The sequence below is a fragment of the Nonomuraea sp. NPDC050786 genome (assembly GCF_040654115.1).
Classification (GTDB): domain Bacteria; phylum Actinomycetota; class Actinomycetes; order Streptosporangiales; family Streptosporangiaceae; genus Nonomuraea.
In genome coordinates, this window is the sequence record NZ_JBFAHJ010000018.1 from 69,530 (window position 1) to 81,569 (window position 12,040).

15 protein-coding genes are annotated in these 12,040 nt (G+C 70.0%); 7 read left to right on the forward strand and 8 right to left on the reverse strand.

Annotated elements, in window-relative coordinates:
• Nucleotide 1 precedes the first annotated feature (1 nt).
• A complete protein-coding gene (locus tag AB0H84_RS29140) occupies nucleotides 2-1,054 on the forward strand; it encodes an AI-2E family transporter (protein WP_357610852.1) in 1,053 nt (350 codons plus the stop codon).
• Here the strand turns inward: AB0H84_RS29140 and AB0H84_RS29145 are convergent.
• Nucleotides 999-1,601, reverse strand: coding sequence for a PadR family transcriptional regulator (locus AB0H84_RS29145; protein ID WP_357610855.1), 603 nt, complete (start codon nucleotides 1,599-1,601; stop codon nucleotides 999-1,001). The genes AB0H84_RS29140 and AB0H84_RS29145 overlap by 56 nt on opposite strands.
• Before the next feature lie 64 nt (nucleotides 1,602-1,665).
• Here AB0H84_RS29145 and AB0H84_RS29150 point away from each other — a divergent pair, with 64 nt between their 5' ends.
• A complete protein-coding gene (locus tag AB0H84_RS29150; protein WP_357610858.1) occupies nucleotides 1,666-2,142 on the forward strand; it encodes a hypothetical protein in 477 nt (158 codons plus the stop codon).
• A gap of 129 nt (nucleotides 2,143-2,271) precedes the next feature.
• Here the strand turns inward: AB0H84_RS29150 and AB0H84_RS29155 are convergent, their stop codons facing one another.
• Nucleotides 2,272-2,754, reverse strand: coding sequence for a GNAT family N-acetyltransferase (locus AB0H84_RS29155; protein WP_357610861.1), 483 nt, complete (start codon nucleotides 2,752-2,754; stop codon nucleotides 2,272-2,274).
• Nucleotides 2,755-2,773: 19 nt separating this feature from the next.
• Between AB0H84_RS29155 and AB0H84_RS29160 the strand changes: the two genes are divergently transcribed.
• Nucleotides 2,774-3,421 (forward strand): HAD-IA family hydrolase, encoded by a 648-nt coding sequence (locus AB0H84_RS29160; protein ID WP_357610864.1) that lies wholly within the window; start codon nucleotides 2,774-2,776, stop codon nucleotides 3,419-3,421.
• Here the strand turns inward: AB0H84_RS29160 and AB0H84_RS29165 are convergent.
• Nucleotides 3,418-3,939 (reverse strand): DivIVA domain-containing protein, encoded by a 522-nt coding sequence (locus AB0H84_RS29165; RefSeq protein ID WP_357610867.1) that lies wholly within the window; start codon nucleotides 3,937-3,939, stop codon nucleotides 3,418-3,420. The two genes, AB0H84_RS29160 and AB0H84_RS29165, sit on opposite strands and share 4 nt — an antisense overlap.
• Nucleotides 3,940-4,056: 117 nt before the next feature.
• Between AB0H84_RS29165 and AB0H84_RS29170 the strand changes: the two genes are divergently transcribed.
• From AB0H84_RS29170 to AB0H84_RS29180, 3 genes are read left to right on the forward strand one after another with little or no spacing between them, the layout of a single operon-like run.
• Nucleotides 4,057-4,779, forward strand: a complete 723-nt coding sequence (locus tag AB0H84_RS29170) for an ATP-binding cassette domain-containing protein (protein ID WP_357610870.1) — start codon at nucleotides 4,057-4,059, stop codon at nucleotides 4,777-4,779.
• Nucleotides 4,776-5,447 (forward strand): hypothetical protein, encoded by a 672-nt coding sequence (locus AB0H84_RS29175; protein ID WP_357610873.1) that lies wholly within the window; start codon nucleotides 4,776-4,778, stop codon nucleotides 5,445-5,447. Before AB0H84_RS29170 ends, AB0H84_RS29175 begins: the two co-directional genes overlap by 4 nt.
• A 49-nt stretch (nucleotides 5,448-5,496) precedes the next feature.
• Nucleotides 5,497-6,195, forward strand: a complete 699-nt coding sequence (locus AB0H84_RS29180; RefSeq protein WP_357610876.1) for a GDSL-type esterase/lipase family protein — start codon at nucleotides 5,497-5,499, stop codon at nucleotides 6,193-6,195.
• Nucleotides 6,196-6,213: 18 nt separating this feature from the next.
• Here AB0H84_RS29180 and rlmN read toward each other — a convergent pair whose 3' ends face one another.
• Complete coding sequence (gene rlmN, locus AB0H84_RS29185) at nucleotides 6,214-7,314, reverse strand: 23S rRNA (adenine(2503)-C(2))-methyltransferase RlmN (RefSeq protein ID WP_357610879.1); 1,101 nt, start codon at nucleotides 7,312-7,314, stop codon at nucleotides 6,214-6,216.
• 220 nt (nucleotides 7,315-7,534) lie between these two features.
• Here rlmN and AB0H84_RS29190 point away from each other — a divergent pair, with 220 nt between their 5' ends.
• A complete protein-coding gene (locus tag AB0H84_RS29190) occupies nucleotides 7,535-8,572 on the forward strand; it encodes a suppressor of fused domain protein (protein ID WP_357610881.1) in 1,038 nt (345 codons plus the stop codon).
• On the opposite strand, the gene AB0H84_RS29195 is transcribed toward AB0H84_RS29190, so the two are convergent.
• From AB0H84_RS29195 to tsf, 4 genes are all read right to left on the reverse strand, one after another.
• Entirely contained in the window at nucleotides 8,573-9,412 is an 840-nt protein-coding gene (locus AB0H84_RS29195; protein ID WP_357610884.1) for a phosphatidate cytidylyltransferase, read from the reverse strand.
• 198 nt (nucleotides 9,413-9,610) lie between these two features.
• Complete coding sequence (gene frr, locus AB0H84_RS29200; RefSeq protein WP_357610887.1) at nucleotides 9,611-10,168, reverse strand: ribosome recycling factor; 558 nt, start codon at nucleotides 10,166-10,168, stop codon at nucleotides 9,611-9,613.
• A 43-nt stretch (nucleotides 10,169-10,211) separates the two neighbouring features.
• On the reverse strand, nucleotides 10,212-10,910 hold the full coding sequence (gene pyrH / locus AB0H84_RS29205; RefSeq protein ID WP_357611254.1) for a UMP kinase: 699 nt from the start codon (nucleotides 10,908-10,910) through the stop codon (nucleotides 10,212-10,214).
• A 223-nt stretch (nucleotides 10,911-11,133) separates the two neighbouring features.
• Nucleotides 11,134-11,967 carry a translation elongation factor Ts gene (tsf, locus tag AB0H84_RS29210; RefSeq protein ID WP_357610890.1) on the reverse strand — a complete coding sequence of 278 codons (834 nt, stop codon included), beginning with the start codon at nucleotides 11,965-11,967 and terminating at the stop codon, nucleotides 11,134-11,136.
• Between the last annotated feature and the right edge of the window lie 73 nt (nucleotides 11,968-12,040).

Consider the following 12,040-nt stretch of genomic DNA (forward strand, 5'->3'; position numbering starts at 1 on the left):
GATGAGGCCGTGGCGGCTGCTCGGCTGGATCGCGCTGATCGCGGTGGCCGGCTTCTGCCTCTACCACGTACGCACGGTGGCGATCTCGATCGTCATCGGCGTGTTCATCACGGCGCTGCTCCTGCCCGCCGCCCGCTGGCTCAGGTCGCGCGGGCTGAACCGCGCGCTGTCCACCGCGATCGTCTTCGGCGGCGGGCTCGTGCTGGCGGCGGGCCTGCTCGCGCTGGTGGTGCCGCCCACCATCGACAGCGTGTCCCAGCTGCGGACCAGCTTCGGCAAGGTGCTCGACGACCTGCACCACCTGACCGCCAGGTTCGGGCTGGACCCGCGCCGACTCGCCGCGCAGGCCAAGGAGTACCTGACCGGCCAGGGCCGCCAGCTCACCACCGGCGCGCTGGCCGGGGTCAGGACCGTGGGCGAGATCGTCGTCGGGGCGGTGCTCGCGGTCATCCTGTCGATCTACTTCGTGCACGGCGGCGACCGGCTCTTCCACTGGCTCGTGGAGCTCGCGCCCGCCTCGGCCAGGCCCCGCCTCACCGAGGCCGGTCACGTGGTGATCACCGTGGTCGGCCGCTACATCCGGGGGATCGCGCTGGTGGGGGCGGTGGACGCGCTCTTCATCGGATCGGCCCTCTGGCTCCTGGGAGTGCCGATCGCGCTGCCGCTGGCCGTGCTGACGTTCGTGGGAGCGTACCTGCCGGTGGTCGGCGCGTTCGTCGCGGGGCTGCTGGCCGCGGTGGTGGCGCTCGTGGCCAAGGGCTGGCTGGTGGCGCTCATCGTGGTCGGGGTGACCGTGGCGGTGCAGCAGATCGAGGGGCACGTGCTGGCGCCGCAGATCTACGGCAGGGCCCTGGACCTGCCGGGCGCGGTCATCCTGATCGCCATCGCGGTGGGCAGCCTGGTGGCGGGCGTCATCGGCGCGTTCCTGGCCGCCCCCGTGGCGGGGGTGATCGTGGCCCTGCTGCGGAACTCGAGGGGCCCCGCCGGTCACGCGGAGGTCAGGACGCCTCCCACCCGGCCGCAGCCCCCTCCAGCGACTCCTGCGACCAGGTGAGCCGCCCGGCCCGCAGGTCGTCGATGACCCCGCGGAGCCACCGGGTCTCGGCGGCCGTCATCTCGCGCAGGTATTCGACCTCCAGCATGGTGACGCGTGGCAGGCCGGCCTCGGCGGCCAGGGTCGCGTCCAGGTCGGCCAGCGTCCGGGCGACCGCCCGCTCGCGCTGCTCGAGCGCCTGCGCCAGCGCTTCGGGGGCGAGCAGGAGCGCGTTCGTCAGTGCCGCGGGGAACTGCGGGAACTCCTGCTTGGGCGTGCTGAGCATCTCCTCCAGCCACTTGCCCAGCGCCGCCTCGCCCTCGTCAGTGAGCTCGTAGACCGTGCGCTCGGGGTACTGCTGGTCGCGCCCCGTCTCGCGGACCCTGATCAGCCCGCCCTCCAGCAGCCGGTCGATGGTCCGGTAGAGGCCGGCCCGCTGGCCGACGTTGACCACCAAATCCTTGCCCCACTGCTTGAGCAGGCGCTGGATGCCGTACGGATGCAGCGGCCGGTAGCGCAGGAGGGCCAGCACGGTCAGGGCGAGCGGCGAGCCGCGATCGAGAGCCATGGCTTCATACTAGCCCCAAAGTTACTAGTTGACGAGGAACTAGTTTCAATGCAACTATCAAGCCATGAGCGATGTTGAGCGAATCCACACCGACCACGCGGACACCAAGCGTCTGGGCAACTGGACCACCGCGGGCCGCTTCGAGGTCCGCAACCGTTACGGCAAGAGCACCATCGACCTGCGCTCCCCCGGCCTGCCCGACGAGGTGGAGCTCCGGCTGGACCTCGACCACGGCGTGGTCAAGCTGCTGGTCCCCGACGACGCCACCGTCGACCACTGGGACCTGCACTGGACCGGCAGGGGCAAGGTCAAGGACTACGAGGCGCCCAAGGAGGGCTCCGGGCGGCGCATCCGCCTGGTCGGCACGGCCGCCACGAGCGAGGTCCGAGTCCAGCGCCGCGGTGTCGCGATCATCACCGCGATGATGTCCCGCGAATACTTCCGCGACGTCCGCCAGGCCCAGAAGAACCGCACCCACCCCACGGTCGACGACCCCGCGCGCAAGCTGCCCTCGTCCTCGTGCGAGACCACCAGCCCCTGAGTGCCCGGGTGGTCACCCGGGCCTCGGCCCGCCGCTCTTCCTCTCCCATCGGGGCGTGCCCTGCCCGCCGGTCGACCGCCACCCCGGCACCGTCGATCCCTGGCAGGGCCCGTTCCCCATATCCGCCCCTCAGAGGGGCAGTTCCAGCTCCAGCTCGTGCCGGATCGGGATGCCGTCGGACTCGGCGGGGATGCTCGGCTTGAGCTCCCGCGCGCGGTCGACGCCATGCCGGTGCAGGGCGATCAGGTCGAACCCGTAGCGCTGGTAGAAGCGGAGCGCGTGCGTGTTGTCGTTGGTGGTGACCAGCCAGAGCCGGACCGCCCCGCGCTCGGCCGCCGCGGCTCGCACCGCGTCGAGCAGCGCCGTACCGACCCCCTTGCCGGGGATCACGGCGTCGATCGTGATGATCTCCACGGAGTCGCCGCGCTGAGCGTAGGTGATGACGCCGGCCGGTTCACCGTCGATCTCGGCGATGAAGCCGGGCTGGGCGGCGGCGTCGATCAGCTCGCCGCGGCCCAGTGCGACCACGGTGGTGCCGCCCCAGCTCCCGGTCAACACTCGGGTCACGTTGGCGAGATCTTGTGGCTCGATGGGACGCACGGACATCGACATGGGCATCATTATGAGACTTATGCGATGGGCAACGTTCGACTGTTTCGGGACACTTATCGACTGGCGGCACGGGATCCGCACCAGCGCCGACCTGATCGCGCCGGGTCAGGGGGCGCGCCTGCTGGAGGCGTACAACCGGCATGAGCACGCCGTGCAGGCCGAGTCGCCGGCGCTCCGCTACCGCCACGTGCTGGCCGAGGCGCTCCGCAGGGCCTGCGCCGACGAGCAGATCGAGCTGAACGAGGACGACGCCTCGGTGCTGGGCACCACGCTCCCGTACTGGCCGGTCTTCCCCGAGGTCGCCGCCGAACTGTCGGCGCTGCGCGCCGCGGGGTGGCGCCTGGCGCTGCTCACCAACTGCGACCGCGACCTCGTCGCCGAGACGCGGCGGCGGCTGCCCGTGCCGTTCGACGCGGTGGTGACGTCGGAGGACGTGGGCGCCTACAAGCCGTCCGACGCGCACTTCGAGGCGTTCAGGTGCTCGTACGAGCCGACCACCTGGGTGCATGTGGCGCAGAGCTACTTCCACGACATGGTGCCCGCGCACCGGCTGGACATCCCGCGCGTGTGGATCAACCGGCAGGGCGAGCGGCCCGAGGACGAGAAGATCCTCCAGCGGGTCCTGCCCGACCTCGGCGGCCTGCTCGCGGCCGTCGAGAACGCCTAGCCGCGCTGCTCCAGCACGTCCGCGATGCCCGAGAGGAAGGCGTCCACGTCCGAGATCAGGTAGCCGGACCTGAACAGCACGGTCGAGAATTTCGCCTCCCGCACCTGCTTGGCCGTCACGGGGAAGTCGGTCGTCCCGCGCAGGGTGGCCACGATGCGGTCGAGGAAGGCGTCGATCTCGTCCTCGTTGTAGCCGGTGCCCATGCGACCCGGGCGGAACGCCACCCGTTCGACGCGGGCCGCCTGGGTCTCGAACCACTCCTCGCGCAGCATCTCGCCGGTGGGCTCGGCCATGGCCAGCCGTACCGGCCGCCTGGCCTGGGTCTCCAGCGCCACCACGAACGCCTCCAGAGCGAAGTCGACCGCGGTCTCGTGATAGCCGCCGCGTTTGGCGCGGAACGTGGCCCGGCGCACGTCGTCAGCCGTGACCGGCTCCAAGGCGTGCGGGCCCCGGCCGAGCGTCGACTCGATCCGCCCGATCAGGGCGTCGACCTCGGCGGGGTCATAGCCTGAACGCATACCAATGACGCGCGGAAAGCGATTCAAGCTCCACTCCTTTTGAGAACCTGCTGGGGACGCCTCTATTGTGGGGCTCTTTATCGGCAGGATGCGACCCGAGATATAGCGTCCAGGGTCATGCAGCTGTCCAAGGTCTCTTTCCGCTATCGAAGACGTGGCCCCTTGGTCATCCAGGACGCCGACGTACGGCTCGCCCCCGGCGACGTGATCGAGCTGACCGGCGTGAACGGGGCAGGCAAGTCGACCCTGCTCCGGCTCCTGGCGGGCCTCGCCCGGCCGACGGCGGGGACCATCACCGGCCGTCCCGAGATCGTCGGCTTCGCCCCCGACCGGTTTCCCACCGCCCAGCCGTTCACGGTGGCCGCCTACCTGCGCCACATGGCCCGGGTACGAGGCGGCGCCCGCTGGGAGCCGTGGGCCGAGCGCCTGCACATGGACCACCTCCTCGACGTCCCCCTGGGCGAGCTGTCGAAGGGCAGCGCGCACAAGGTGGGCCTGGTCCAGGCGCTGATGGCGGAGCCGGGGCTGCTGATCCTGGACGAGCCGTTCGCCGGGCTCGACGCCGACACCCGCGAGACGCTGCCCTCGGTCGCCGCCGAGGTGGCGGCGCGCGGCGGCATCGTCATCGCCAGCGACCACCAGGGCGGCCTGCGCCTCCTTCCCGCCGTACGGCACTGGTCGCTGGTGGACGGGCACCTCAAGGAGGGCACCGCGGCACCTCCTGTCGAAGAGCAGGACGCGGTCGTGGCCGTCACCGTACCCGCGGGCGAGCGGGACCGCTTCCTCGCCAGGATGCGCGCCGAGGGCTACCGGGCCCGTGAGATCGAGGAGACAGCATGATCGCCCTGGCCACGTTCCGCCTGGCCGCCTACATCCGCTCGCACCGCGTGTACCAGGCGCTCCTCCTGACCCTCGCCATGCTGGCCATCCTCTACGGCAGCAGGGCTCCCAGGGGTGCGGAGATCGGCGTGCTCACGGACGGCGGCGTACTGATCATCCCCATCCTGGCCTGGGCCGCCAGGAGCCTCCTCGACACCGAGCCCGACCCGCAGCGCGAGATGTCCGCGATCCAGGTGGGCGGCCGAGGCAGGGAGGTGGCGGCGGGGCTGGCGGCGGCCTTCGCGGCGTGCGCGGTGCTCGCGGCGCTCGGCCTGGGATGGGCGCTCCTGCTCGGCGTCAGCCAGGCCCCGAAGGGCCGCATGCTGGCCGCCGTCCTCGTCCTGCACGCTCTGGCCACGCTGGCCGGGACCGCGCTGGGCGCGCTCACCAGCCGCGCGGTCGTCCGTTCCCCCGCTCTCTCCATCATGGGGCTGGTGCTCGGGTTCCTGGCGATGCTGCTGCTCAGCGCCTCGCCCCTGCACTGGCTCACCGTGCCGCTCCTCGCCTGGATGAAGGCGGCGAACGCCGGTCACCTCCTCGACGAGCTTCCCGAGCTCGCCACCGTCTCGCTGGTCTGGTGCCTGATCGGCCTCGGCACGTACGCGTGGCTCCGGCGTAGGGTAGGTTAGTGGGCACTCACTCACCCTCTTGGAGGAGGCAACGGTGAAGGTGATCTGCATGGGTGACAGCATCACCCGCGCGCAAGTGAGCGCCGACTACGTGACCATGCTGCGCGCCCGGCTGCCCGAGGCGACCGTGATCAACGCCGGGGTCAACTACGAGCCGTCCTCGGAGACGGTGAAGCGGCTCGACGACGTCGTGAGCCAGGACCCGGACGTGGTGACCGTACTGATCGGCACGAACGACGCCAACTTCACGCTCAGCCCCAAGCTCGCCAGGACGCTGCGCAAGCGCTGGAAGCTCTCCGCGGACCCGACTTCGGAGAGCTACGCCGCCAACCTCGCCACCATCGCCAGGAGGCTGCAGGATCAGACCATGGCCCGGGTGGCGCTGCTCTCCCTGCCGGTCATCGGCGAGGACCTCGGCTCCGGGCCGGTGCGGCGGGCCGCCGAATACAGCGAGATCGTCCGGCGGGTCGCGGCGGACCAAGGCGTCACGTACCTGCCGCTCAACGAACGGATGACCGCCTACCTGGAGGAGCGGGGCAGGACGCCCGGCACCCACTACCGCGCGGAGGGCCGGCTGGCGCAGACCGCCGCGATCCAGCACTTCCTGCTGGGCCGCAGCCTGGACGCCATCTCCAGGAGCCGCGGCCTCCAGCTCACCACGGACACCGTGCACCTGAACGGCCGCGGCGCCGGCATGATCGCCGACCTGATCGAGGGCTTCGTCACCCGCTCGATAGCCCACCACTGACCGCCCGCGGGCGGGGGGTTACTCGGCGGCGGCGAGCTGGCCGCAGGCGCCGTCGATCTCGCGGCCGCGCGTGTCGCGCACCGTCACCGGCACGCCGTGGAACTCCAGCCGACGCACGAACGCCCGCTCGTCCTCGGGCCGGGAAGCCGTCCACTTCGACCCGGGAGTCGGATTGAGCGGGATCAGGTTGACGTGCACGAGCTTGTTCCTGACCAGCTTGCCCAGCAGGTCGGCCCGCCACTCCTGGTCGTTGACGTCCTTGATCAGCGCGTACTCGATCGAGATCCGCCGCTTGGTCTTCGCCGCGTACGCCCAGGCGGCGTCGAGGACCTCGGCCACCTTCCAGCGCGTGTTGATCGGCACCAGCGTGTCGCGCAGCTCGTCGTCGGGCGCGTGCAGCGACAGCGCCAGCGTGACGGGCAGCCCCTCGTCGGCGAGCTTGCCGATCGCGGGCACCAGCCCGACCGTGGAGACGGTGACGCCGCGGGCCGAGATGCCGAGCCCGTGCGGCGCGGGCTCCACCAGCCGGCGGACCGCCCCGATCACCGCCTTGTAGTTGGCCAGCGGCTCCCCCATGCCCATGAACACGACGTTGCTCACCCGGCCCGGCCCGCCGGGCACCTCGCCGGCGGCCAGCGCCCTGGCTCCGGCGACGACCTGCTCGACGATCTCGGCGGTGGACATGTTGCGGGTCAGGCCGGCCTGGCCGGTGGCGCAGAACGGGCAGTTCATGCCACAGCCGGCCTGCGACGACACGCACATCGTGACGCGGTCGGGATAGCGCATGAGCACCGACTCGACCAGCGCCCCGTCGAACAGCCGCCACAGCGTCTTGCGCGTCGTGCCCCGGTCGGTGGTCAGCTCCTTGACGGAGGTCAGCAGGTCCGGCAGGAGCGTGGCGAGCCTCTCCCGGGAGGCCGCCGGCAGGTCGGTCATCGCGCCGACGTCGGTGGTGAGGCGCTCGAAGTAGTGGCGGGAGAGCTGGTCGGCGCGGAACGCCTTCTCCCCCAGCTCCGTGACCGCGGCCCGCCGGTCGGCCATCGAGAGGTCGGCCAGGTGCCGTGCGGGCTTGGCCCGCCGGGGCGCGACGAAGGTGAGCTGGCCTGGTGGCTGGGACACGTTCCTGCCTTTGCTTGCCTCTGCTTGGGTGACTGTCAATCAGGGTAATGAACGTTCGGATCGGGGGTGGCATTCCTGCCGCATGACAAGCCTGCCGAGCAGGCTGCCGCTACGGTCTCGACCAGGACGACAGTAGGGCGGCAGGCTGATTGTGCAGGTTCCTCATTCGGTGACGCCACCGCTCGCATCATGGTCGCCGCCCGATCTACAGTCATCTCGTATGGCGATTTTCCGGTCGGCATCTGGCGAGGGTGGCGCCGAGGTCGTACTCGCTGTCGGCAACCCGTACGGGAGCCGGACGCTCGTGATCGAGCGGGACGAGGACGCCTCGGTAGCTTACCTGTGCTCTCCGGACGGCACGGTGCACGGCGCCGTCTGGCTGGCCAACCACCGCCCCGCCCCCGCCGTCGTGGACCTGGCCAGGCTCAACGCCGGCCTGCCGCCGCTGATGCCCAGGGCCAACACCGCCCATCCCGACGGCCGCAGGCCGCTCGGGCAGCTCACCGCCCTCTGGTTCGAGGAGGGCGACGGGGTCGCCCTGTACGAGGACGACGACCTGCTGGCCGTCATCCCCGGCTGGGCCGACATGAGCAGGGGCATGCCCGGCTACGCACGCGACGCGGTGGGCGAGTCGCCGTTCGCCTGGGCGCTCTCCGAGGCGCTCGAAGGGCTGCGGCCGCGCATCGCCAACGCCAGGTCCTACTGGCGCTGGCGGCACAGCGAGGGGTCGTGGCCGTCGTTCCAGCAGTTCGTGATGGGCCACCTCGACCGGGTGCTCGGGCCCGCGGGGCGCTACTGGGACGCCAGCGGCGAGCGGCTGCCGACCGTCGGGATCACCGAGCGTCCGCCGCACGAGGGCCGCGACTACACCGTGCTGTCCACGGTCGGGATGAGCTGCCAGCGCATGCCCACCGTGGAGCAGTGGATCGACAAGCCGGGCGCGTACGCCAGGATCGAGCTGGCCGTGGCCACCCGCGAGGACCCGCGGGACGCGGCGCTGCTGCTGGTGTGGCTGGCGCAGTATCCGTGGCACTCCATCACGTGGCTGGGCCACGGGCACACGGCGAAGTGGTATCACGAGCCCTCGACGTTCCCGCTGGGGCCGCAGTATTCGGGCGTCCTGATGCTGGCCAACGCACCCCACATGCCTGACATGTCGGGATTTGCCTTTGGCGGGGAGGCCGTACGGTGGCTCTGGCTCTCACCCGTCACCACCGAGGCCCTGGAGGCCCAGCACGCCGACGAGAGGACCCGCTGATCAGAAGAACAGGGTCATCAGCAGCCAGACCGGCACCAGCGTCGTGACCAGCGAGTCGAGCCGGTCCATCAGGCCGCCGTGGCCGGGCAGGATGGTGCCGAGATCCTTGATCCCGAGATCCCGCTTGATCATCGACTCGATCAGGTCACCCACGGTCGCCAGCAGCGCCGCGAGCCCGCCGATCAGCGCCCCCTGCCAGATCGCGCCGTGCATCAGCCAGGTCACCAGCCAGGCCCCGACCGCCGTGCACGCGACCACCGACCCCGCGAAGCCCTCCCAGGTCTTCTTCGGGCTGATCACCGTCATCTTGTGCCGGCCGAACAGCACGCCCGCGACGTAGCCGCCGATGTCGCTGGCCACGGTCACCGCGATGAAGATCAGCACCCGGTTGTCGCCGTCCGCGGCGCGCAGCAGCATGGCCGCGAACGCCGCGAGCATGGACGGATAGAAGAGCGCCAGCACCGAGGCCGACGCGTCCCGCACGTAGCCCTCGGTCCCGGCGCTGAACATGCGCCAGATCAGCAGCACGAACGCGAACACCGCGAACGTGGCCAGCAGCCACACCGGCCCGCCCCAGTAGGCCGCCGCCTGCATCGCCGCCATGCCCACGACCACCGGCACGGCCGGGACCTTGATGTCGCGGGTCGCGAAGGCCTTGACCAGCTCCAGCACGCCGACGCCCACGGCCCCGACGAGCACGACCAGGAACAGTTCCTTGATCGTGTAGAGGGAGCCCACGACAAGGGCGCCCAGCACCAGACCGACCGCGATCGCGGCAGGCAGGTTCCTTCCGGTACGGCTGCCGCCGCTCGAGCTGGTGCCAGCCGTACGGTTATTCACAGAGTTCTCCAAGAGCCACGGCCCCCGCCCCTGGGACGAGGGCCGTAGATGCAAGAGCCACTACCTGCGGCGGCCCACCGAACGTGACCCGCCGTAGGCGCAAGAGCCTGCGGCGGCCCACTCGATGCGGCCCACCGCAGGCACAGGCCCGCCACCCGCGGCGGCCCGCTGAACCGGGTCCGCCCTGCGGCGTGCCGCTCAGACCTCGAGCAGCTCGGCTTCCTTGTGCTTGAGCAGCTCATCGATCTTCGCGACGTGCTTCTGGGTGAGGTCGTCGAGCTCCTTCTCGGCCCGCCGGACCTCGTCCTCGCCCGCCTCTCCATCCTTGATCATCTTGTCGAGGACCTCTTTGGCGGAGCGGCGGATGTTGCGTATCGACACCTTGGCGTGCTCGCCCTTGTTCCTGGCGACCTTGATGTACTCCTTGCGGCGCTCCTCGGACAGCTCCGGGAACGTCACGCGGATCACCTGACCGTCGTCAGTGGGATTGACGCCGAGGTCGGAGTCGCGGATGGCCTTCTCGATGGCGCCCATCGAGCTCTTGTCATAGGGCTGGATGAGCACCATGCGAGCCTCCGGCACGTGGAACGACGCCAACTGCTGGATGGGCGTCGGCGTGCCGTAGTACTCAGCGTTGATCTTGTTGAACATCGAGGGGGTGACGCGGCCCGTACGGATCGTCGCGAAGTCCTCCTTCGCGACCGAGACGGCCTTGTCCATTTTTTCCTCGGCTTCGAGGAGGGTTTCGTCGATCACAGCGGCTCCCTGTCTTCTAGCTGGCGGTGTCGGGCTCGCTCCCTCATTTGCCTGTGGGACTCACCAGCGTGCCGATTTTCTCACCGCGTACCGCTCGCAGGATGTTGCCCTCGCCCATGAGGTCGAAGACCACGATCGGCAGGTCGTTGTCCTTGCACAGGCTGATGGCGGTGGCGTCCATGACCGCGAGGTCGCGGAGCAGCACCTCGCCGTAGTCAAGATGGTCGAACCTGACCGCATCCGGATTTTTCCGTGGATCGGAGTCGTAGATCCCGTCCACCTGCGTCCCCTTGAGCAGCGCCTCGGCGCCGATCTCCAGGGCCCGCTGCGACGCCGCGGTGTCGGTGGAGAAGAACGGCGAGCCGAGTCCGGCGCCGAAGATGACCACGCGGCCCTTCTCGAGGTGCCTGATCGCACGGCGCGGCAGGAACGGCTCGGCGACCTGCTGCATGGTGATGGCGGTCTGCACGCGCGTCTCGACGCCCCGCCGTTCGAGGAAGTCCTGGAGGGCGAGGCAGTTGATGACCGTGCCGAGCATGCCCATGTAGTCGGCCCTGGTGCGGTCGATGCCTCCCTGCGACAGGGTGGCGCCGCGGAACATGTTGCCGCCGCCGACCACGACTGCGACCTGCACGCCCTCCTTGACCGCCTCGGTGATCGAATCGGCCAGGTGATCGACGACCACGGGGTCGATGCCCAACGGCTCGCTCCCGGCGAACGCCTCTCCTGACAGCTTCAGCATCACCCGCTTCCACCTCAGTGGGTTGAGCGGGTTTTGAGATGGGGAAGCCGCCGTCCGTGTGGATTCTTGGGCTGTCTCCCGGTGGTCCTGCACGGCGGCGGCCTCCTTCGTTCGGTGGGTCGATAGGGCTTGTGGCTTGTCTCTTGCCTTCGGCTGGCGCCGGCCTCAGCTGACGGGCTCCGTCCCGCTGGCGGCCCGCCCTAGCTGGTGGGCTGCACTAAGCCTAAGCCTGACCGACCTTGAAACGGACAAAGGCCTGGACCTCGACGCCGTTCTCCTCGGCGTACTTGCCCACGCTCTTCTTGTTGTCCTTGACGAAGGCCTGCTGGAGGAGCGTGAAGTCCTTGTACCAGCCGTTCACGCGGCCCTCGACGATCTTGCCGATGGCGGCCTCGGGCTTGCCCTCCTCGCGGGTCATCTCCTCGAAGAGCTTGCGCTCCTTCTCGACGACCTCGGCGGGAACGGAGGCGGGCTTGAGGTACTGCGGGGCCATCGCGGCGGCGTGCTGCGCGATGTCCTTGGCGACCTCGGTGTTCGGCTTGTCCAGCTGGACCAGCACGCCGACCGCCGGGGGCAGCGCCGGGTCCGTCTTGTGCATGTACGCACCGATGTAGCCGCCCTCGAGCACCGCGAACCGGCGGACCTCGATCTTCTCGCCCAGCGCGGCGTTGGCGATGTCGAGGTGCTCCTTGACGGTCTTGCCGTCGAAGGACGACTCGAGCAGCGTCGCCACGTCGGCGGGCTTGGTCTCGAGGATGTGCGCGACGACCTGGGCGGCAAGCTCCTGGAAGCGCTCGCCCTTGGCCACGAAGTCGGTCTCGCAGTTGAGCTCGAGCAGCGCGGCGGAGGAGTCACCGTCCTGCTTGAGCGCGACGAGGCCGTTGGAGGCGGTGCGCGCCTCGCGCTTGCCCACGTCCTTGGCGCCCTTGAGGCGCAGCAGCTCAATCGCGCGGTCGAAGTCGCCCTCAGACTCCTCAAGCGCCTTCTTGCAGTCCATCATGCCGGCAGCGGTGATCTCGCGAAGCCGCTTGACATCGGCCATGTTCACGGAAGCCATTGCTTTTCCTTGTGGGATTTCGTCGTCGTCGTGGATCGGGTGAGCTCCGCAGTCCGGTTGCTCACCCTGGTTC

Excerpts from the sequence above, each read along its gene's own strand:
- AB0H84_RS29145 (WP_357610855.1), bottom strand. The coding sequence starts at position 1,601 with ATGGCTCTCGATCGCGGCTCGCCGCTCGCCCTGACCGTGCTGGCCCTC.
- AB0H84_RS29160 (WP_357610864.1), top strand. The coding sequence starts at position 2,774 with ATGCGATGGGCAACGTTCGACTGTTTCGGGACACTTATCGACTGGCGG.
- AB0H84_RS29165 (WP_357610867.1), bottom strand. The coding sequence starts at position 3,939 with ATGCGTTCAGGCTATGACCCCGCCGAGGTCGACGCCCTGATCGGGCGG.
- tsf (WP_357610890.1), bottom strand. The coding sequence starts at position 11,967 with ATGGCTTCCGTGAACATGGCCGATGTCAAGCGGCTTCGCGAGATCACC.
- AB0H84_RS29180 (WP_357610876.1), top strand. The coding sequence starts at position 5,497 with ATGGGTGACAGCATCACCCGCGCGCAAGTGAGCGCCGACTACGTGACC.
- AB0H84_RS29150 (WP_357610858.1), top strand. The coding sequence starts at position 1,666 with ATGAGCGATGTTGAGCGAATCCACACCGACCACGCGGACACCAAGCGT.
- AB0H84_RS29190 (WP_357610881.1), top strand. The coding sequence starts at position 7,535 with ATGGCGATTTTCCGGTCGGCATCTGGCGAGGGTGGCGCCGAGGTCGTA.
- AB0H84_RS29140 (WP_357610852.1), top strand. The coding sequence starts at position 2 with ATGAGGCCGTGGCGGCTGCTCGGCTGGATCGCGCTGATCGCGGTGGCC.
- AB0H84_RS29175 (WP_357610873.1), top strand. The coding sequence starts at position 4,776 with ATGATCGCCCTGGCCACGTTCCGCCTGGCCGCCTACATCCGCTCGCAC.
- pyrH (WP_357611254.1), bottom strand. The coding sequence starts at position 10,910 with ATGCTGAAGCTGTCAGGAGAGGCGTTCGCCGGGAGCGAGCCGTTGGGC.
- AB0H84_RS29170 (WP_357610870.1), top strand. The coding sequence starts at position 4,057 with ATGCAGCTGTCCAAGGTCTCTTTCCGCTATCGAAGACGTGGCCCCTTG.
- AB0H84_RS29155 (WP_357610861.1), bottom strand. The coding sequence starts at position 2,754 with ATGTCGATGTCCGTGCGTCCCATCGAGCCACAAGATCTCGCCAACGTG.